The organism is Rhodococcus sp. H-CA8f, assembly GCF_002501585.1.
Taxonomy (GTDB): domain Bacteria; phylum Actinomycetota; class Actinomycetes; order Mycobacteriales; family Mycobacteriaceae; genus Rhodococcus_F; species Rhodococcus_F erythropolis.
Genome location: NZ_CP023720.1, coordinates 1,494,356 through 1,514,515, shown reverse-complemented (window position 1 = coordinate 1,514,515; position 20,160 = coordinate 1,494,356). Strand labels below are relative to the sequence as shown.

Sequence of the window (20,160 nt, the reverse complement as noted above, 5' to 3'; positions counted from 1 at the left end):
TCAGGCTCTCACCAGCTTGCGAACCGACTCTTCGATGCGCGCAGCGTCAGGCAGCCAGGCAGTTTCGAGGGTCGGTGAGAACGGAACCGGAGTATGTGGCGGCGTGATCAGTTCGATCGGCGCTTTCAGGTAGTTGAATCCCTTGGTGGCGATCAGCGCGGCCACGTCGTGCCCGAAACCGCAGCGGGCGGCGGATTCGTCGACGATCACGACGCGCCCGGTCGATGCGACGGATTCGAGGATGCCGTCCTCGTCCAATGGTGAGACGGTACGAGGATCGACAACCTCGACCGAAATACCCTCGGCGGCCAGCTTGTCCGCTACGTCATTGGCGCGGTTCACCATTGCGGACAAAGCGATGATCGTGACGTCGTCGCCCTGCCTGGTGTAGTTGGCGACGCCGAACGGAATCGCGTACGGCTCGTCCGGCACCTCGACCTTGAGGTCGTAGAGCACCTTGTGCTCACAGAACACAACAGGATCGTCGTCCCGGATGGCCTGGATGAGTAGGCCTTTGGCGTCGTAGGCGTTGGACGGCGCGACCACTTTCAGCCCAGGCACCGCGGCAAATACGTTGTACGGAGACTGAGAGTGCTGCGCAGCGGCGGAGAAGCCGGCGCCGATCATGCCTCGCACCACCAGCGGAGTTCTGGCTTTGCCACCGAACATGTAGCGGAACTTGGCAGCCTGGTTGTAGAGCGCGTCGTAGGAGACTCCGAAGAAGTCCATGAACATCAGCTCGGCGACCGGCCTCAGCCCGGTCAGTGCGGCTCCGGCAGCCATTCCGATGATCGCGGATTCGGTGATCGGGGTATCGATTACACGCTCCGATCCGAACTCCGTCCACAATCCCTTGGTGACACCCAGGACACCGCCGAATGCCTCGATCTTCTTCGTCTCCAGATCGGGATTGGTACCGGCATGCCCACCGCGTACGTCCTCACCGATCAGGACGACGCTCGGATCTCGTTGCATTTCTTGAGCGATGGCCTCTTTGACGGCCTCGCGGTAGGTCTTCTTCGACACGTTCGTGGCTTCCACGCTTGTCATCTCGGGCTCCTCAGTACGACACGTAGACATCGGTCAGCAGATTTTCGACTGGTGGGTACGCCGCGGCGCGCGCCTTCGCTACCGCCTCGTCCACCAGCACTCGCGACTGCTCGTCCACCGCGTCCAGATCAGCGGTGCTGACCTTCTTCGCATCCACACTGCTACGGAAATTCTTGAGCGGATCCTTGGTTTCCCGTAGTTGCGCAACCTGTTCCGCCGTGCGGTACAGCTGCGCGTCACCCTCGAAGTGGCCATGCCAACGGAATGCGGCCGCCTCGATCGTGGTGGGGCCACCGCCGGTCCTGGCTCGCTCGGATGCTTCCGCCATCGCGTCGTAGACCGCGAAGAAGTCGGTGCCGTCCACCTTGACGGCAGGCATTCCGAAGGATGCAGCGCGGGCGGCGATGTCGGGTGCGCCCACCGCGTAGTCGGTTCCTGTTGCTTCACCGAATCCGTTGTTCTCGATCACGAAGACGATCGGAAGATCCAGCACCACAGCCATGTTCATCGCCTCGAAGACGGTTCCCTGGTTGGATCCACCGTCTCCCGTGAACGACGCTGCGATGACGCCGTTTCGAAGTGTCTTGCCACTCAGTGCAGCGCCGATCGCCAACGACGGTGCTCCGCCGACAATCGCATTGGCACCCAGCATTCCCACGGACAGGTCGGCGATGTGCATCGACCCACCCTTACCGCGGCACAAGCCGTCGTCCTTGCCGAAGATCTCGGCCATCATGCCGTTCAGATCGCAGCCCTTGGCGATGCAGTGCCCGTGACCGCGGTGAGTGGATCCGATGTAGTCGGCGTCGCTCAGGTTCTCGCACACTCCCACCGCGATGGCTTCCTGGCCCGAGTAGAGGTGAATGAAGCCGGGGATGTCACCGGTTGCATTCTCTTCGTGCAATCGATCCTCGAACGCGCGGATGCGCGACATCTTCTCGTACGCCTTCAGCAATGCATCCCGGTCCAGCCCTGAATGAGGCTTGGCCCCGGTCTTTTTCGATCCTGACGTTGCCGGCTTCTGCGCCGTCCGTTGAACCACCGTCACACTCCTCGTTCTCGATCACTCGTCGCCATGCAGTGTCGTGTAGGTCACGGGCGAAGAGAAAGAGTTGCGTGAGGTTGCCGGGAGTTGCGAAGGGTTGCAGCTGTTGACTTTCGAGCGTTGACTCAGGCGCCGCTGAGGCTGCCGCGTCTGATCTTGGACAGCGCGCGGTGTTGTACGAGTTCGACGGCGCTCGTTGTTGTTCTCAGTGACAGCGCCGTCTCGCGCACGTCGAAACCGACAACGATGCGAGCTACCAAGACATTGCGTTCGACGGCCGACAGATCGCCGAACGGCAGAGTGCGTCGACTGGATGCGGGTAGCGAATCGATTTCGCGACTGATCGCGTCGTACAGATGCGCGAGGAACGCTTCTCCGGCGCGTCGTCGTCGCTGGATATCGGCCAGGACGGAACCGCAAATGCCGACGGCAATACGGTCAGCGTCGACCGGTCGCAATTCGGCACGACAGCGCCGCGTCACCAGAGGCACGATGCGTTGAAGGAGTTCCGCAATCGCGTCACGATCCCCTCGGGACGCATCGTCGGCAACACCGTCGATCGAACGTCCACCTGCCCTGCTTGTCATTCCGATCTCCCCCTGGTTCCACCCTTGGTCGAATTCCCGACTACTGCTCAGGTTTCGAGCTCGCTAGGGGCGTATCGGCTCGGGGCAGATCCCGGTTTGTTCCCCGATGATGTTGATCTCGGCGTTGGAACGAGGGTCAGCGCCGTAGTTGATCTGGTCAGTGCACTTCTCGGGGGGTTCGACGGCACCGGATGGGAGCGGGGCCGGGCATGAACCCATCTGCTCTCCGATGCTGTTGATCTCTGCATTCGAACGAGGATCGCCCGCATAGTTGATCTGATCGGTGCACTTGGTCGACCCGGTAGCCGGACCAGGGGCCGCAGGGGCAACTGTGCTGGCCGAGACCGGCGTCCAGGCCGGTGCTGCTCCACCCGCCGGGACTCCCGGGGTGGATTCGTCCGCGCTGCCGGCCGAATTCGAATTTTCGACTGTCTCCGACGTAGGTGCCACCGTGGTCAGCGGGGGTGTGGTCGCGGACGCCGCGACCACTGACGTAGCCGTCGAACCGTTTTCAGGTGCAGTGGTGTCTTCACTCGAACACGCGGTCATGGCGCACGCGCTTCCGATCGTCAGTACGGCAAGGAACACTCGCAGGCGCCGAGACTTGTTGGTCAGCAAAACATCAGGCATGTGCTCTCACGCTCCTCGATACAGAAATTCGGGTCCGTTCACCTCAAATGGCGAACATCGACGTGACTCACTCTAAAAGCCTGATTCCATCGGTTTCGTAACAGAATTCCGGCGGTCGCGTACCAACTCTCAACGGTCCCGACATTCATACGATTACGTAACGGTGGGTGGCGAAACGCCGATATCGAGATCACGTGTGATCCTATGAAAAGTGCGCATGCCGATGAGACAGTTCGCACCGGCCGGGGAGGGGAAAGTGTTGTATCGGAATGAGATCTGCGAGGGCCGAACAGGCCGCACTCGCAGGCTGTTCGGTACGGCACTCGCGACAGCGGCCGTCGGAGCGTCCGTGATCACCGGATGCGGGTCCACTCAGGGTGTTGTGATCGAAGGCGATGTCGCTTCCACCGGATTGTCCGTCACACAGCCCGCCGACCTGGCCAGACGGGTTGCCGAGAATTCGAGGTTGGGCCGTGCGCTTCTCGACGACCCAGGGGTGTCGGAGGGCGTGAAGACAGAACTCCGATCGTGCCCGGACTGGTATCCGATCTCTGTCGGATCCATCCTTCTCGATCCAGGCGCACCTCGTATCGTGCCGGAGACCGAACTGGTCGTCATGAATGTGTATCCGTGCCAACCTGCCCACCAACCCGGGACCGGAGTATCGATTTCGGTCAACCTCGCCGGCTACGTCTACCGCAGCGGCAAGGCCGGTTCGAGTGAAGACAATCCCGAACTGGGTGAGCGCCTGTTCTCCGTCGAAGAGCGCGGAAAATTCATCGTCAGCGGTCAGCGCGCCGCGAGTTTGTCTGTCCTGGAAACGGATCCGCGGCCACCGGAGTTCGAATGTTGCCCGCGTCCGCCGCTGCGAACCGAGTTCCACTGGGATGGAACGGAGTTCATCCGTGATTGATCGCCGTCGCCGCGCGATGCTCGCCGGTCTTTGCCTGCCGGTCGCGTTTGCTCTCGCCTCCTGTTCCACCGAGCCTGAATCAGAACCCACTCCGAATATCGCAGCATCACTCGACCCCTCGGATCTCTCACAGGGCTTGAGCATCGATCCTGTTGCCCTCCTCAGAGCAGACCCGGAAGTGTCCGATGCGGTCAAGGACAGTCTCCGACTGTGCGGGGATGCGAACTTCCCCTTCGAAATCCGGTACTCCCACGTGACGGACGCCGTTTGGCAAGATGCCGTCGTCAATGTCTTCACCTGCGAGTCTGTCGGCATCTGGGGACGACCGGCCCCACCGGTCAGCTTCATGGTCGCCGGATTCGTCTACCAGATCGACGAATCGGGCGCTCACAAAGTCTTCGGAGTGCAAGACCCAGGACGCTACGTCGTCGGCTCAACCGGAGGATTGTCGGTCATGGTCGACCTGTGCAAAGACCCCGGCATTCCGGAGTTCTGTCAATCGTCGACTGCATACAAGTGGACCGGTGAAGGGTTTGAGAGTGTTCCGTTCCCATGAAAGCGAAGGCCGATGACCGATCCGTTGATTTTGCTGGTCGAAGACGACGCTGTCATCCGCGAAGCAACGCAATTGAATCTCGAACGCAACGGGTTTCGGGTGATCACCGCATCGGGTGGGTTGACCGGAATGGATTTGGCGGTCGACGCCAAGCCGGATATCGCCGTCCTCGACGTGATGCTTCCCGACCTGAACGGAATCAGCCTGTGCCGACGCATTCGTGAGGAACTGTCGGTGCCGGTCATCATGCTGTCCGCGCGCGACGACCCGGTCGACATCGTTCTCGGATTGGAAGCCGGTGCCGACGACTACGTCACCAAGCCCTTCGACAGCAGTGTCCTGGTGGCCCGTATCCGAAGTGTGCTCCGGCGGGTCGAATCCCATTCCGGTACGGAGAAAGACATCGTGACTCTCGGCGATCTGGAGATCGATCGCGAGTTGGTGACCGTCACGCGTTCGGGCGCCGAAGTGGCACTCACCCCCACTGAAATGAAGCTGCTCCTGATCATGGTGAGTGTGCCGCGCAAAGTCTGGTCTCGCTCCGAACTGCTCTCGGACGTCTGGGATTACGACTGGGGCGGCGATACGCGCATCGTCGACGTTCACATTCAGCGATTGCGCACGAAGATCGGCTCCGAACAGATCCGAACCGTCCGGGGGTTCGGCTACACGATGGACAACCATCGGTGAGATCGCGGGATCTCGCCGCCAAGCTCCCGTCCACCGGGAGGCGGTTGTCGTTTCAGTGGAAGATCGCTGCAGCGATCACGTTCGTGATTGCCGTCGCCTCGATCACGCTCAGTACCGTGATGCATCAAACCTTTTCACACAACCAAGAGAATGCAGCGCGGGCGGCAGCGGATCGCAATCTCCAACTGGTGCTGCAGGACGAAACGGGCAGCATGCGTGCGCTGTTCCGCGCCACCACAGATGGTCTCGACGTTCCGGAAGAGTTGCGTCAGGCCGTGGCGGGCGGCAAACGTGCCACCTACCTTGTCAACAGCGGGGACCAGCCATTTGTCTGGGCTGCTGCCGACGTCAACACTCAGGTGGTGGCGATTCGCGTCCCGTACACCGCGCAGCGGGAATCGATCGCCAGCGTCGATCGGACACTTCGCAATGCCACCATCGCAGTGATCGCAGCGGGTGCCGTCCTGGGTGTGCTGCTTGGACTCGCGATGTCGTATCGATTGCGCTCGGCCGCCCGTGCGGCTCGCAAAGTGTCCACCGGAGCGAACATCCGCGTCCGCTCGGTCACCTGGTCGCTTTTCGACGACGAGATCACCGAGCTGGCGGATGCGGTCGACGCAATGTCGGATGCGCTGCGGGGACAATTGGACGCCGAGAAGCGCGTGACAGCCAACATCGCGCATGACCTCAGAACACCCATCTCCGGACTGGTCGGCGCCGCAGAGCTTCTGCCGCCAGGTAGGCCTACCGAATTAGTGCGCGACGGCGTCCATAAACTCAGAAGGCTTGCCGAGGACGTCATCGAAGTGGCCCGCCTCGACACCACGTCCGAGCACGCTGACATCCAATCGGTGGAACTGGCACCGGTGGTTCACCACGCGATTTCCACCACCGGGGTGGAGTGCGAAGTGAGAGTTCACTGGACGCCTGTGTCGCACACCGACGCACGTCGGCTCGAGCGGATCATCGCCAACCTGATCTTGAATGCTCGAAATCACGGAAAGCCGCCGATCAATGTCGACGTCGACCACTCCCGCATCACGGTGCGGGATCGGGGCAGCGGGTTCACTGAAGAGTGGCTTCGTCAGGGGCCGAAGAGATTTCAGACCGATTGCGTCGAACGCGGCCCGAACTCGGGCCTGGGCCTCGGCTTGACGATCGTAGTCGGGCAAGCGGCGGTCATCGGCGCTCGTATCAACTTCTCGAACCATCCGAACGGCGGCGCTGTGGTGACGATCGACCTCCCCGAATGCCCGCCAGACGAGTTCGCTTGACACCGAGCCAGTTCGGCCGATCGGCCGGGACGCAATGCCCCGGCCGATCAGTGGTGTCTCAGGTTCAAACCTGTCCGACAGTGACTCCGGTGCGAACGTCCGGTGCACCAAGGCGCGCCGCATCAGCGGTCAGGTCATCGGGCTGCTCCTGCGATTCCCGCTCGGCTGCAACACGCAACCGGTAGTGTTCGATCTCCTCGGCAATGTGCTCGGGAGTCCAACCCAGCACCGGCGCAACCAGTTCGGCTACTTCCGCGGCTGCCGCGTCGCCGCGGTCGGTCACCTCGATGGAGATGCGGGTACGACGGGTGAGGAAGTCGTCGAGATGCTGCGCACCCTCGTGACTCGCGGCGTAGTGAATCTCCGCCCTGAGGTACTCAGGGGCGGAGTCCAACGGCTGCCCCAGTTCAGGCCTCGCCTCGATGAGTTCGAACAACTCGTCAGCCAAAGTGCCGTACCGCCCGAGTAGGTGCTCGATGGTCGAAACGTGGAGCCCGGTGCGCTCAGCGGTGAGATGCCGATTGTTGTGTGCGGCAAAATAGCCATCGGCACCCACCAGCTGGATACGCTCGGTGCAGGACTTCGGCACCTTCTGTTCGAGTCCGTGTACCGCGGAATCGACTGCGTCCTTGGCCATCACGCGGTAGGTCGTGTACTTGCCACCGGCGACCACCGTCAACCCTCGAACCGGACTCGACACCGCGTGCTCACGCGAGAGAGTGCTGGTCGAGTCCGATTCGCCGAACAACAACGGACGCAGTCCCGCGTACACACCGACAACGTCCTCGTGCGTCAACTCGTCCTGGAGCAGCTTGTTGACATGTCCGAGGATGTAGTCGATATCGCTTCGGCTCGCTGCCGGATGCGCGAGGTCGAGGTTCCAGTCGGTGTCCGTCGTACCGATGATCCAGTGGCTTCCCCACGGGATCACGAACAGCAGACTCTTCTCGGTCCGCGTGATGATTCCGGTAGAGGAGTTGATGCGGTTTCGCGGGACGACCAGGTGCACACCTTTCGAAGCGCGAACCTGGAATTGCCCTCGCCCACCGACCATTTCCTGGATCTCGTCGGTCCAGACCCCGGCGGCGTTGATGACCTGACGAGCACGGATCTCGAACGCGCGACCCGTTTCCAGATCCACTGCCTTCACTCCGACAACGCGGTCCTCCTCACGGAGAAAACCGATTACGCGGGTGCTGTTGACGCACAGTGCGCCGTATTCGGCTGCTGTGCGCGCCAGCATCATCGTGTGGCGCGCGTCATCTACCTGGCCCTCGTAGAACTTGACCGAACCCCTGATAGCAGAGCGCTTTCCGGAAGGGAACGACTCGAGAGTCTTCTTCTTTCCCACATGCTTGTGGTGTGAGGGAACCCCGCGGCCTGCGCCCATCACGTCGTAGACGCCGATGCCCAGACCGACGTACGGCCGGTCGATCAACTTCTCGAGCGGGTAGATGAACGGCACCGGTTTCGCGAGATGCGGGCACAGCGAGTTCAGAACGAGCGACCGCTCACGCAGTGCCTCGAACACGAGCGCAAAATTGAACTGCTCCAGGTAACGCAGTCCGCCGTGGAACAACTTGCTGGACCTGCTCGAGGTTCCGGACGCGAAGTCACGAGCCTCCACCAAGCCCACCTTCAGACCACGAGTTGCGGCATCGAGCGCGCTACCCGCGCCGACCACGCCACCGCCGATGACCAGGACGTCGAGTTCGGTTTCTTCCAACTTCTTCAGCGACTCCGCCCGCGAGGACGGACTCAATGCTTGTGCTGTGCTCATGAAAAGGGTTCCTTCACTTGAAAATAGGTAGAAATTCGGGCGCCGCTATCAGTCTGCGTCGACCCAGTCGAGTGTCCGAGTGACGGCTTTCTGCCAGCCTGCGTACAGCCGCTCACGCTCGGCCGAATCCATCGACGGCGTCCAGCTCTTGTCCTTCGCCCAGTTGCTGCGAATGTCGTCCTCGCTCTCCCAGTACCCGACCGCGAGACCAGCGGCGTACGCAGCGCCCAATGCCGTGGTCTCCGCAACGACAGGGCGGATCACCTCGACGTCGAGCAGATCGGCCTGGAATTGCATGAGGAGTTCGTTCGCGACCATTCCGCCGTCGACCTTGAGTACCTTCAAGTCGACGCCCGAGTCGAGGTTCATCGCCTCGATCACCTCACGGCTCTGGTACGCAGTCGCTTCGAGTACCGCCCGGGCAAGGTGCCCCTTGTTCACGAACCGGGTCAGACCGACGATGGCACCGCGGGCATCCGCGCGCCAGTGCGGTGCGAACAGACCCGAGAACGCAGGCACGAAGTACGCGCCACCGTTGTCGTCCACAGAGCGCGCATTGACCTCGATGTCGGCCGCGTTGTCGATCATGCCGAGGTTGTCCCGAAGCCACTGGACCAGCGAACCGGTCACGGCGATCGATCCTTCCAGCGCGTAAACCGTTGGCTGCTCACCGATCTTGTAGCAGACCGTAGTCAACAAACCGTTCTTGCTCATCACCTTTTCGGTGCCGGTGTTGAGGAGCACGAAGTTGCCGGTTCCGTAGGTGTTCTTCGCTTCTCCGGGTGAGAGGCAGGCCTGACCGAAAGTCGCTGCTTGCTGATCGCCGAGGATTCCGGCGATCGGCACGCCGGACAACGTTCCGCGTTCGCGCACGAATCCGAAAGTTTCGGACGAGCTGCGAATCTCGGGGAGCATCGATTCGGGGATGCCCATGTCGGCGCAGATCGCCGAATCCCAAGCGAGAGTGTCGAGATCCATCAACAGGGTGCGCGACGCATTGGTGGGGTCGGTTGCGTGCACTCCGCCGTCGACGCCGCCGGTCATGTTCCACAGCACCCAGGTGTCCATCGTGCCGAAGCACAACTCTCCTGCTTCGGCCTTCTCACGCGCCCCCTCGACGTTGTCGAGAATCCACTTGACCTTGGGACCCGAGAAGTACGTGGCCAAAGGCAATCCGGTGACTTCGGTGTACTTCTTCGGCCCGTCCTCGCCGGCGAGTGCAGTACAGATTCGATCGGTGCGTGTGTCCTGCCAGACGATTGCGTTGTAGACGGGTTTTCCGGTGGCGCGTTCCCACACCACCGCTGTCTCACGCTGATTGGTGATGCCGACGGACGCGATATCGGCCGCGGTCAGGTCCGCGTTTGCCAAAGCGCCCGCGGTGACGTTGCGGACGTTGTCCCAAATTTCGATCGGATCGTGTTCGACCCAGCCTGCCTGCGGAAAGATCTGTGTGTGCTCGTGCTGTTCGACAGCGACTACGTGCCCACTGTGATCGAAGATCATGCAACGTGTGGAGGTGGTTCCCTGGTCTATCGCGGCTACGAACTGCGTCATCGTGCTACCCCTTTGGTATCGAAAGAAAGTACGAGAGATTGACTGTCAGAGATAATGTTTCGCGGTCACGCCGGTATCGACGCCGGCTCCTCGGTCGCTTCCTCCGCCGACTCGTCGTCAGGCAGGAATCTTCCAACCAGCTTGTCGTAGAGGAACACTCCGATCGGAGCGCCGATCAGGGGTCCCACGATGGGCACCCAGAAATACAAGCTCCCGTACTGATCTCGCCAGGCGCTGCCGTAGCCGGTGATGAAGGACGCCAGTCGTGGCCCGAAGTCGCGCGCCGGGTTGATGGCGTACCCCGCGTTGGTCGCCCAGGCGAATCCGATTCCCACCACGATCAATCCGACGACAAACGGCGCGAGATTCGCAAGCGGCGGAGTTCCACGAGAATCGGTGACTGCAACGATGAGGAACAACAGGATGGCGGTGCCGATGATCTGATCGATCAGAGCCGAGCCGAGACTGACCGGAAGCGTTCCGTTTCCGGGCATCGTCGAGAAGATCGTCTGGGTGGCGGTTGTGTGTCCGGGATCGATCGCATTGAGCATGTCGTTGTAATTCCACCGGACTATCAACGCGGCGACAAAGGCTCCAGCGGTCTGCGCCAGGGTGTACGGCAGCACCTTGCGCCAGGAGAATCCCCGGAAGATCGCGAAGGCGAAGGTCACTGCGGGGTTCAGATGAGCACCCGTCACCCGGCCTGCGACATAGATGCCGAACATGACGCCGAGTCCCCAGGCCCACGCAATACTGTCGTGTCCGCCGAGACCCCCACCGCTCCCGCCGGACACAACCTGCGCCACAACTCCGACGCCGAACAAGATCAAGATCATCGTTCCGGCGAACTCGGCTGCCAACTCGCCTGGAAGCCCCAATCGCTTGGCTTTCTCCATCCCCACCCTCACTTCGTTGTGATGCATGTCATAGTTTGGATTGCTGCACCCGTAGCGTAAAGCCCATTGCACATTCACGCATAGCTCGTGCACATATGTGCAAATGCGTCATTTGCGCACCGTAACGCGGGTAACAGACACACTTCTGGGACTTTGCGTGATCGAGCGGCTCAACCTGGTTCTACTCGGATAAGATTCGGTTCAGTGCTCTTGCACGTACGTGCAGACAGGACGAACCCATGGAAACTCCCACTTCCGACTCCGCTACCTCCGATCCGGCGGACCCTCGCATCGCCGACGCCGTTCAGGCCGCACGCCTCTATTACTTCCAGGACCAGACCATGGCTGCCATCGGCCGCGACATGGGGGTGTCCCGATCCACCGTCTCCCGATTGATCACCTACGCGCGCACCTCAGGCCTCGTCGAGATCAAGATCAGCACCCCGCACGGCCAGGCTCCTCGCATCGAACGCGAGTTCTCGGAACGATACGGAGTGCGTGCCCACGTGGTGACGGTGCCGGAACTGGTGGGCGATCTCGAGCGACTCGAGAAGGTCGCAACCTTTGCCGGACGCCTGCTCGCGTCGTTCTTCGACAGCGACATGGTGATGGGGATCGCCTGGGGAACCACTCTCAGTGAAGTCAGCAAGCACCTTGCCCCCAAACGCACGTACAACTCGTACGTCGTGCAACTCAACGGCGCAGCGAACACTCGCACCACCGGAATCTCGTACGCCAGCGACATCATCAGAACCATCGCCGACGCCTACGGCGCTCTCCCCCAAGGATTTCCGGTCCCCGCATTCTTCGACTACCCGGAGACCCGGGAGCAGTTGTGGCGCGAACGAAGTATCAAACGCGTACTGGACATGCAAAAGCGAATGGACCTGGCAGTCTTCAGCATCGGCGTACCGGGCGGTAACGTCCCGAGTCACGTCTACACCGCCGGATACCTCGAACCCGATGAAGCAGAAGCACTTCGACGCGACGGAGTAGTCGGCGACATCGCAACCGTGTTCTTCCGGTCAGACGGGAGCTACCGCGGAATCGAACTCAACGAGCGCGCGAGCGGCCCACGACTGGACCTTTTCGAGAAGGTCGCCAGGCGCGTGTGCATCGTCGCCGGAACAGCAAAACTGCCCGCGCTGGAGGGCGCACTACGGGGCGGGCTGATCACCGACCTGATCATCGACGACGTCAGTGCCACCGCGCTGGTGTCCTGACCGCTGCACCAGCTTCTCGATTCCGTCGAGCAGTAAGCCAAGCGAGAAACTGAAATCGAAGGCATCGTCGCCGGCGGCCTCACCCTCCGGGCTGCCGTCCTCGAAGCCACCCTCCTCGATTGCGGCACTCAGGTGGGGGAATTCCTCCCGATTGATGACACGAGCAATGAGAGCACCGTATGCGACGTCGTCATCTGCCGACTGCGCTGAACGAGTAGCCAGGTCAGCCGAGAATCGGGCGCGGCCGATGACGAACAACGACACGTTGGTCACCACCTGAAACTTCGACGCGGCACTCAGGTCGACACCGTCGAGGGCGCTCAGACCCGCGTCGAGCCACGCCATGTTGTTGGGCCCGGTCGGTGGAGCCGTGATGGGCAGCTTGAGCCACCACGGTCGACTCAGCATCGTGACATACTCCTGATTCGCCCACGCCTCGAGCTTGACGCGCCAGGTCACGCCGTCGGGAATCACCGGCGGTGGCCCGATCACCCGATCCGAAATCAGTTCGATCAGTTCGTCTTTGCTTGCCACGTAGCGGTAGAGCGACATGGTCGTGAACCCGAGCGCTTTGGCCACGCGGCCCATCGACAGAGCCGTGACACCTTCCGCGTCGGCCAACTCGATCGCGGTGTCGAGAATTTGCTCGAGACTGAGCCCCTTCTTGGGACCCCGCGTTCCCGGCTGGTCCAGTCCCCAGGCCAGTTCAACTGCTCTCGGTAGCGCTCCGCGATCCATAAGCTCCCACTCTTCGCTCTTGCCATCATCCTAGAACTGTGTACGCTATAAACACGAGTTTATGACATACACAGTTCTTACTTGGAGGTCTCGATGTCAGGAACGATCCCAGCAATCTCGGTCCGCGGACTCCGTAAGCGCTACGGCGATCAACAAGTACTGGGTGGACTCGACCTGTCGGTCCCGGCCGGATCGGTGTACGCACTCCTCGGCGCGAACGGCGCCGGAAAGACCACGGCCGTAAGAATTCTCACCACCCTCATCCCCTTCGACGGAGGCGAGGTCACGGTCGCGGGGCATTCACTGCCCGGAGATCCACAGAATGTTCGGCGGCGCATCAGCGTGACCGGGCAGTACGCAGCCGTCGACACCTTGCTGACCGGATTCGAGAATCTGACCCTACTGGGCGAACTGAATCACCTGGGCCGGAAGAACTCCCGTCGCCGTGCCGAGGAATTGCTCGACCAGTTCGATTTGACGGACTTCGGCGACAAACGCGCCGGCGACTACTCGGGCGGCATGCTCAGACGACTCGACATCGCAATGAGCCTCGTCGCCCGACCGGACGTCGTCTTTCTCGACGAACCCACCACCGGCCTGGACCCGCGGAGCCGCCACGAAATGTGGTCGATCGTTCGAGGACTTACAGCGTCAGGCGTCACCATCTTCCTCACCACCCAATACCTCGACGAGGCAGACGAATTGGCCGATACAGTCGGCGTGCTGAGCGGCGGTCGCCTCGTCGCCGAGGGAACACCGGACGAACTCAAACGCCTTGTTCCCGGCGGCCATGTCGCTCTGCAATTCGAGAACCTGGCTCAACTCGAACTCGCCGCGGCATCACTGCCGCAGGCGCATTCGAATGCCGAGACCTTGACCCTGCACATCCCTTCCGACGGGGCGGTTCCGTCGATCAAAGCCATCCTCGACTCGATCGACGATCCGTCGATCACCGTCGAGAAGTTCTCCGTTCACACTCCGGATCTGGACGACGTGTTCTTCGCGCTCACCGGATCAGGCCAACCCGAGATTGCGAGCGTTCGATGACCTCCACCATTGCAATCGATTCCGCGGTGATGCTCCGCCGGAATCTCAAACACGTTCTGCGCAGTCCGGATTCGATGATCACCGCGATAGCCCTTCCGGTCATGCTCATGCTGCTGTTCGTCTACGTCTTCGGCGGCGCCATCAACACCGGTAGCGAGTACATCGACTACGTCGTGCCAGGAATCATCCTTCTGTGCGCCGGTTTCGGCGCCTCGACCACCGCGGTCAGCGTCTCGAGCGACATGAAGGACGGGATCATCGACCGTTTCCGGACCTTGGCGATCTCTCCGTCGTCGGTCCTGACCGGTCATGTACTGGCCAGCGTCGTCCGCAACGTCCTGACTACGGCGATCGTGGTCGTCGTTGCTCTGATCATGGGATTTCGCCCGACCAGCGATCCGTTGCGCTGGCTCGGCGTCGCCGCTGTGATCGTCGCCTTCGTCTTTGCCATGTCGTACCTCTCGACAGCTTTGGGGCTCTTGGCCAAGAACCCGGAGGCTGCAAGCGGATTCACCTTCGCCATCATGTTCCTGCCCTACGTCAGCACTGCTTTCGTACCGGCTGAGACAATGCCGTCCTGGCTGCAGGGATTTGCCCGGCACCAACCGGTAACCCCGATCATCGAGACGGTGCGCGGACTCCTGATGGGCACGCCGATCGGGAACAGCGCGGCCATCGCCCTCGCGTGGTGCCTGGGCATCGCCGCCGCGGGATTCGTGTGGTCGAACTGGCTCTACCGACGAAAGACCGCGAGCTGACCACACAAGAAAGCCCCACACCTGACGGTGCGGGGCTGCTTGCGCTGTGCGCCTTTATTAACCGCGGGGGGTTAATAAAGGCGCACAGTGAATTACTTGGCTTCCAGCAGATCGATCACGAAGACCAAGGTCTTGCCGGAAAGCTGGTGCCCTGCACCGGCGGGGCCGTATGCCAGCTCCGGCGGAATGGTGAGCTGGCGACGTCCGCCGACCTTCATGCCCGGGATGCCGTCCTGCCAACCCTTGATCAGGCCACGAAGCGGGAACTGAATGGACTCGCCACGGCTCCAGGAAGAGTCGAACTCTTCACCGGACTCGAACTCGACACCGACGTAGTGAACGTCGACGGTGCCACCGGGAACGGCTTCGGCGCCTTCTCCGACAACCAGATCCTTGATGACCAGATCGGTCGGCGCGGGGCCTTCCTGGAACTCGATTACGGGCTTGCTACTCATGGGTCCTCCTCGTTGAGGCGAAATGTTGGGTACAGAAGACTAGCGGGTGGTGATATCGCTAGGTCACGCGTCAGCGGGACGTGATGTCGCTAGGTCACGCGTCAGCGGGACGTGATGTCTCTGTAGTCACGCTCGGTGTAGCCGGTGTAGATCTGGCGCGGGCGGCCGATCTTCGTAGCCGGATCCTCGTGCATTTCACGCCAGTGCGCAATCCAGCCGGGCAGACGGCCCATGGCGAACAGCACCGTGAACATGCGCGGCGGGAAGCCCATCGCGCGGTAGATGAGGCCGGTGTAGAAGTCGACGTTCGGGTAGAGCTTGCGCTCGATGAAGTAGTCGTCCGTGAGGGCGGCCTCTTCGAGTTGCATTGCGATGTTGAGCAGTTCGTCGTCGCCGCCGAGCTTGGCGAGGATGGTGTGCGCGGTTTCGCGGACCAGCGCAGCGCGCGGATCGTAGTTGCGGTAGACGCGGTGCCCGAAGCCCATGAGCTTCACGCCGTCTTCCTTGTTCTTGACCTTGCGGACGAACTCGGCTGCGGTGCTGCCGCTGGCCTTGATCTCGTCGAGCATCTCGAGCACTGCCTGGTTCGCGCCGCCGTGCAGCGGGCCCCACAGTGCGTTGATGCCGGCAGAGACGGAGGTGAACAGGTTGGCGTCCGACGAGCCGACCATGCGCACGGTCGACGTGGAGCAGTTCTGCTCGTGGTCCGCGTGCAGGATCAGCAGCATGTCGAGTGCCTTGGCGACCTCGGGATCACCCTGGTACGGCTCGGCCGGGAAGCCGAAGGTCATACGCATGAAGTTCTCGACCAGGTTCAACGAGTTGTCCGGGTACAGGAACGGCTGTCCGACGGACTTCTTGTACGCGTACGCAGCGATGGTCGGCAGCTTCGCAAGAAGACGGATGGTGGACAGTTCCACCTGCTCCGGATCCTCGGGATCGAGCGAATCCTGGTAGTACGCCGACAGTGCGTTCACTGCGGACGAGAGAACCGGCATCGGGTGAGCGTTGCGCGGGAATCCGTCGAAGAACCGCTTGAGGTCCTCGTGAAGCAGGGTGTGTCGACGAATGCGGTCCGTGAAGGACTCGAGCTGCGCGTCGGTCGGCAGTTCGCCGTAGATCAGCAGGTAGCTGACCTCGATGAACGTCGACTTACCTGCCAACTGCTCGATGGGATATCCGCGGTAACGCAGGATTCCCTTCTCACCGTCGATGTAGGTGATTGCAGAACTGGTGGATGCAGTGTTCACAAAACCGGGGTCAAGGGTGGTGTACCCCGTTGTGGCCAGCAGCTTTCCCAGCTCGATGCCGTCATTGCCCTCTGTTGCCCTGGCAATGGACATCGTGTACTCACCACCGGGGTAAGTAAGCGTGGGCTTTGTGTCATTGTCAGCGGGCACGAAGGATCCCTCTCAAGCTCGAACCAACGAGTAACTACATGCGATCAACTAGAAACTAGTCGCACGGGAGAGATCGTGCCGAAGGAGGGTCGCTCCACGGCTATTTTTCGGGTACTCACGAACCCGACATACCCACCGAAACTGAAACACGTTCCAGGCTGGGTTTTCCCACTCGCATGACCGGGACTCCAGTCTACGGAATCGCGCATTTACCCACACTGATCTGCAAATCTCGGCAGCAATCCGAGAATGGGACCAATGCCGGACCGTCCGGAGCACTGACACGAGGTACCGAAAACCGATTGTTATCGGCCGATGCCTACTCGGCGTTACACGATCCCACGGTATGAGAGCCGGATCACAGAGCCTTGATGCCCCAGCTACCCGCCCACGTCTGCCCCGGGTGAAGCACCAGGAGGTCGATGCCCGAATTGAAGGCGTCAGGCGGGCAGGTCATCGGTTCCAAAGCCAATGCGCGGCCGCGATCGGGATACCCCTTGTCGTTGGCGGGATCTGCGATGAAGGCCTGAATCCACGGGAACTCGCGGTTGGTCCACAGGGCAGTGCCCGTTCCATCCGGAGCCAGCAGCTCATGTTGCGTCCGACCACTGCCGTCGACGACGTCCAATGCGCTGTACGGCGTGTCCAACTGAACCCCGTCGAGCAGTCTCGGTGTCCGGAAGTCGTAATCCGTACCGGCGACTGCCTGCGAATACGCATTCGGCAGCATCCTCGCCGGATCGATCGGCAACCGCGTGCCCGCGGCCAGATGCAGCGCACATTCGTCGAGCGGAAAGTCGCCGGCGCGAATGAAAGTGTGCATTCCGAGCCCGAACGGAGACGAGGTCGCACCCTTGTTCGTGGCCGTATGCGTGACGGTCAACCCGTCGGCACCGACCTCATAGGCAATCGTCAGCTGCAACGGATACGGCCAACCCTTGTGCAGTCCGACGTCCACCGACAGTTCGACGCGCTCGTAGGTGTGGTCCACGAGGCTCCAATTGCGACGACGGACGAACCCGTGGCTCGCGTTCCCCAGCGCAGGTTCGGTGATCTCGAGTTGATGCTCGATGCCGTCGAACATGAAGTGCCCGTCGCGAATTCGGTTGGGCCACGGCGCGAGAACCAATCCGGCCGACAGCGGTGGCTTCGATCCGAGCGCCCAGGTCTCGGTCAGCGCGCGCTGACCGTTCGGTCCTTCGTGGTCGAGAAGCCGCAACCCGGCACCGGCCGCGGCGATCTCGGCTCGATAGCCGCCACCACGGATCTCGAACCCTCCCCTACCCGTGCTGTGCGGCGCAGTCATACGTACCAGTTTCCACCACGAGCGACCGGTTAACCAGGACGTCAGACGGCGCGTCCCACCTTGTAGCGAACGAACGCCGGAAATGCGAGGGCAGAAAGGACAACACCGACAATCACCAGGAAGCCGCCGCCCGCTGCCGCGACACCGGTCCCGAACAGGAAGGCCGCACCGCCGTGCAGGACGTCACCGATACGCGGACCACCAGCCACGACCACGATGAACACGCCCTGCAGTCGTCCGCGCATGTCATCGGTTGCCACTTGCTGAAGCATCGTGCTGCGGAATGCGGCCGAGACCATGTCGACGGCGCCGCCGAATGCCAGGAATGCCACCGCCACCCAGAGCAGAATCACACTGGAACCGGGACTCGCGAAGTACACCGCTACGCCGAAGCCGACCATGGACAGCCCCCACAGCGCGATGCAGACCAGCACGGCCCGCCCCTGGTACTGAACTCGTGGCAACCAACCCGAGAAGATACCGCCCAGAACTGCTCCCACCGACATCGCCGCGAACAGCAGTCCGAGCGCAAAACCGCCGCTGGCGGGGTCACCGAAGGATTCGTGTGCGATTTCCGGGAACAGCGCTCGCGACATCCCGAACACCATCGCGATGATGTCCACCACGAACGACGCGAGCAGAACCTTCTGCGTCGCGAGATACGTGAAACCGCCCAGAACCTCGCTGAGCCCGGCCCGCCGAGACGTGCCGGTCGGCGGAATCGCCGGGAGCTTCCACACTGCCCACAACGTGGCGATCAGAAAGATCGAGTCGAGCAGGTACAGCAGTTGCAGACCGGCCGACGGTATGAGGACACCCGCCAGTAGCGGGCCGGCTATCGCACCGAACTGCACGACAGTCATGTTCAGCGAGTTCGCGGCAGGTAACTGCCTGCCCGGAATCAACCGAGGGATGATCGCCGCTCGCGTCGGTTGGTTCACCGCGAAGAACGCCTGTTGAACCGAGAACAATCCGAGCACCAACCACACGTTGTTCACGTTCAGAGCAGCCTGGATCCAGAACAGCACCGACGTGACACCGAGTCCGATCGAGGTGATCATCAACAGCCGTCGTCGATCCATGACGTCGGCCAGTGCGCCGCCCCACAGACCGAAAACGACCAGCGGGACCAGACCGAAGATTCCCGTCAGACCGACGTAGGCCGAGCTTCGGGTGATCTCGTACACCTGTTGCGGTACGGCGACCACACTGAGCTGAGCGCCGATGACGGTGACGATGCCGGCCGTCCACAGCCGTCGATAGTCGCGATTCTCGAGCGGAGTCGTGTCCGCGAGTAACCGGCTCACGGCTGGAGACGGACGGCGGACCACTGTCCGTCGACCAGGCTCGTGCGAACTCGATTGTGCATGCGGTTGGCGCGTCCTTGCCAGAACTCGACGGACTCGGGCCGAATCAGAATCCCGCCCCAGTTCGGTGGCACCGGAATCTCACCGTCCACGCCGAATCGGGCGGCGACCTCACGCAGTTGCTCGTCGAGATCGGCACGCGAGTCGATCGGACGAGACTGCGACGACGCCCACGCGCCGAGCTGCGATCCACGAGGCCTGGTTCGCCAATACTCCTGCGTCAGTTGAGCACTCACGCGCTCGGTGGTGCCGCGGACGATCACCTGCCTGGCAAGGGTCAGCCACGTGAAGTTGGCCGACGCGTACGGGTGGGCGTCGAGGTGACGAGCCTTGTCGGATCCGTAGTTGGTGAAGAAGAGGACACCGTCTTCGCTGAGCCCTTTGCAGAGCACGGTGCGCGACGCCGGACGGCCACCGTCGTCCACCGTCGACAGAGTCATGGCGTTGGGCTCCGGCGCGTCAGCTTCGACGGCGTCCACGAGCCATTGACGCATGAGGGGCAGCCAACCGGTCTCGACGACCGAGGTATCCAATTCCGCACTCATGCGGTCCTCGACGGACTCCGATTCGCTGCCTGCTTGCGGATAGCCCACACGCATGGCCGCGAGTTCGTTGTCCACCGCCTGCGGGTCCTGACGTTCATTCGACACAGCCGAGAACGCTACTCCCGGGTACTCACTGGCCAACGGCTACGCGGCACGCGCTAAAGTTTGCCGTGGCTAGACCCGACCCGGACCGCGAGCCGCACCAGCGACAGCAACCGAATCGGGACGAGACGATTGCGCAGTACAAAACACGGTGCGTGCTCATCCCTGCGAGCACCGAGGCGCAGTCACTGAAGCTGAGGCAGTGCGACTGTAGACCTGGCGCACTCGAACGAGGAGAGTC

20 protein-coding genes are annotated in these 20,160 nt (G+C 61.9%); 7 read left to right on the top strand and 13 right to left on the bottom strand.

The genetic code is table 11. The features are described 5' to 3' along the window. From CPI83_RS07290 to CPI83_RS07275, 4 genes are all read right to left on the bottom strand, one after another. A complete protein-coding gene (locus CPI83_RS07290) occupies positions 1-1,050 on the bottom strand; it encodes an alpha-ketoacid dehydrogenase subunit beta (RefSeq protein WP_198586338.1) in 1,050 nt (349 codons plus the stop codon). Between the two features lie 10 nt (positions 1,051-1,060). Beyond that, the gene (locus CPI83_RS07285) at positions 1,061-1,984 is read right to left on the bottom strand and encodes a thiamine pyrophosphate-dependent dehydrogenase E1 component subunit alpha (RefSeq protein ID WP_044479496.1); all 924 of its coding nucleotides are present in this window, start codon (positions 1,982-1,984) and stop codon (positions 1,061-1,063) included. A gap of 236 nt (positions 1,985-2,220) precedes the next feature. Then, positions 2,221-2,682 carry an RNA polymerase subunit sigma gene (locus CPI83_RS07280; RefSeq protein WP_097387017.1) on the bottom strand — a complete coding sequence of 154 codons (462 nt, stop codon included), beginning with the start codon at positions 2,680-2,682 and terminating at the stop codon, positions 2,221-2,223. A 63-nt stretch (positions 2,683-2,745) separates the two neighbouring features. Next, positions 2,746-3,312 carry a hypothetical protein gene (locus CPI83_RS07275; protein ID WP_020970475.1) on the bottom strand — a complete coding sequence of 189 codons (567 nt, stop codon included), beginning with the start codon at positions 3,310-3,312 and terminating at the stop codon, positions 2,746-2,748. Between the two features lie 256 nt (positions 3,313-3,568). On the opposite strand from CPI83_RS07275, the gene CPI83_RS07270 reads away from it, so the two are divergent. Genes CPI83_RS07270 through CPI83_RS07255 form a run of 4 tightly spaced genes read left to right on the top strand, consistent with a single transcriptional unit; the run spans position 3,569 to position 6,745 of the window. Further along, the gene (locus CPI83_RS07270) at positions 3,569-4,225 is read left to right on the top strand and encodes a hypothetical protein (RefSeq protein ID WP_020970476.1); all 657 of its coding nucleotides are present in this window, start codon (positions 3,569-3,571) and stop codon (positions 4,223-4,225) included. Continuing rightward, positions 4,218-4,781 carry a hypothetical protein gene (locus CPI83_RS07265; RefSeq protein WP_020970477.1) on the top strand — a complete coding sequence of 188 codons (564 nt, stop codon included), beginning with the start codon at positions 4,218-4,220 and terminating at the stop codon, positions 4,779-4,781. Before CPI83_RS07270 ends, CPI83_RS07265 begins: the two co-directional genes overlap by 8 nt. Before the next feature lie 12 nt (positions 4,782-4,793). Continuing rightward, complete coding sequence (locus CPI83_RS07260) at positions 4,794-5,471, top strand: response regulator transcription factor (protein ID WP_097387016.1); 678 nt, start codon at positions 4,794-4,796, stop codon at positions 5,469-5,471. Then, positions 5,468-6,745: a HAMP domain-containing sensor histidine kinase gene (locus tag CPI83_RS07255; protein WP_097387015.1), complete on the top strand. Its 1,278-nt coding sequence runs from the start codon at positions 5,468-5,470 to the stop codon at positions 6,743-6,745. The genes CPI83_RS07260 and CPI83_RS07255 overlap by 4 nt, the downstream gene beginning before the upstream one ends. A gap of 64 nt (positions 6,746-6,809) precedes the next feature. On the opposite strand, the gene CPI83_RS07250 is transcribed toward CPI83_RS07255, so the two are convergent. From CPI83_RS07250 to CPI83_RS07240, 3 genes are all read right to left on the bottom strand, one after another. Beyond that, entirely contained in the window at positions 6,810-8,525 is a 1,716-nt protein-coding gene (locus CPI83_RS07250; RefSeq protein WP_097387014.1) for a glycerol-3-phosphate dehydrogenase/oxidase, read from the bottom strand. Between the two features lie 48 nt (positions 8,526-8,573). After that, positions 8,574-10,082 carry a glycerol kinase GlpK gene (gene glpK / locus CPI83_RS07245; protein ID WP_020908780.1) on the bottom strand — a complete coding sequence of 503 codons (1,509 nt, stop codon included), beginning with the start codon at positions 10,080-10,082 and terminating at the stop codon, positions 8,574-8,576. A 65-nt stretch (positions 10,083-10,147) separates the two neighbouring features. Beyond that, on the bottom strand, positions 10,148-10,978 hold the full coding sequence (locus tag CPI83_RS07240; protein WP_021345269.1) for an MIP/aquaporin family protein: 831 nt from the start codon (positions 10,976-10,978) through the stop codon (positions 10,148-10,150). Positions 10,979-11,217: 239 nt separating this feature from the next. On the opposite strand from CPI83_RS07240, the gene CPI83_RS07235 reads away from it, so the two are divergent. After that, complete coding sequence (locus CPI83_RS07235; RefSeq protein WP_007733475.1) at positions 11,218-12,201, top strand: sugar-binding domain-containing protein; 984 nt, start codon at positions 11,218-11,220, stop codon at positions 12,199-12,201. Here CPI83_RS07235 and CPI83_RS07230 read toward each other — a convergent pair. Next, entirely contained in the window at positions 12,136-12,939 is an 804-nt protein-coding gene (locus CPI83_RS07230; protein WP_097387013.1) for a TetR/AcrR family transcriptional regulator, read from the bottom strand. The two genes, CPI83_RS07235 and CPI83_RS07230, sit on opposite strands and share 66 nt — an antisense overlap. A gap of 93 nt (positions 12,940-13,032) precedes the next feature. Between CPI83_RS07230 and CPI83_RS07225 the strand changes: the two genes are divergently transcribed. Further along, a complete protein-coding gene (locus CPI83_RS07225; protein WP_019744911.1) occupies positions 13,033-13,986 on the top strand; it encodes an ATP-binding cassette domain-containing protein in 954 nt (317 codons plus the stop codon). Beyond that, positions 13,983-14,744, top strand: a complete 762-nt coding sequence (locus CPI83_RS07220) for an ABC transporter permease (RefSeq protein WP_019744912.1) — start codon at positions 13,983-13,985, stop codon at positions 14,742-14,744. Before CPI83_RS07225 ends, CPI83_RS07220 begins: the two co-directional genes overlap by 4 nt. A gap of 92 nt (positions 14,745-14,836) precedes the next feature. Here the strand turns inward: CPI83_RS07220 and CPI83_RS07215 are convergent, their stop codons facing one another. The 5 genes from CPI83_RS07215 to pdxH form a co-directional block, all read right to left on the bottom strand. Beyond that, a complete protein-coding gene (locus CPI83_RS07215; protein ID WP_019744913.1) occupies positions 14,837-15,199 on the bottom strand; it encodes an FKBP-type peptidyl-prolyl cis-trans isomerase in 363 nt (120 codons plus the stop codon). Positions 15,200-15,300: 101 nt separating this feature from the next. Beyond that, positions 15,301-16,599 (bottom strand): citrate synthase, encoded by a 1,299-nt coding sequence (locus CPI83_RS07210; RefSeq protein WP_003940509.1) that lies wholly within the window; start codon positions 16,597-16,599, stop codon positions 15,301-15,303. A 358-nt stretch (positions 16,600-16,957) separates the two neighbouring features. Further along, positions 16,958-17,905, bottom strand: a complete 948-nt coding sequence (locus CPI83_RS07205; protein ID WP_097387012.1) for an aldose 1-epimerase family protein — start codon at positions 17,903-17,905, stop codon at positions 16,958-16,960. A 41-nt stretch (positions 17,906-17,946) separates the two neighbouring features. Continuing rightward, complete coding sequence (locus tag CPI83_RS07200; RefSeq protein WP_070385574.1) at positions 17,947-19,212, bottom strand: MFS transporter; 1,266 nt, start codon at positions 19,210-19,212, stop codon at positions 17,947-17,949. Then, complete coding sequence (gene pdxH, locus CPI83_RS07195; RefSeq protein ID WP_007733483.1) at positions 19,209-19,922, bottom strand: pyridoxamine 5'-phosphate oxidase; 714 nt, start codon at positions 19,920-19,922, stop codon at positions 19,209-19,211. The genes CPI83_RS07200 and pdxH overlap by 4 nt, the downstream gene beginning before the upstream one ends. Between the last annotated feature and the right edge of the window lie 238 nt (positions 19,923-20,160).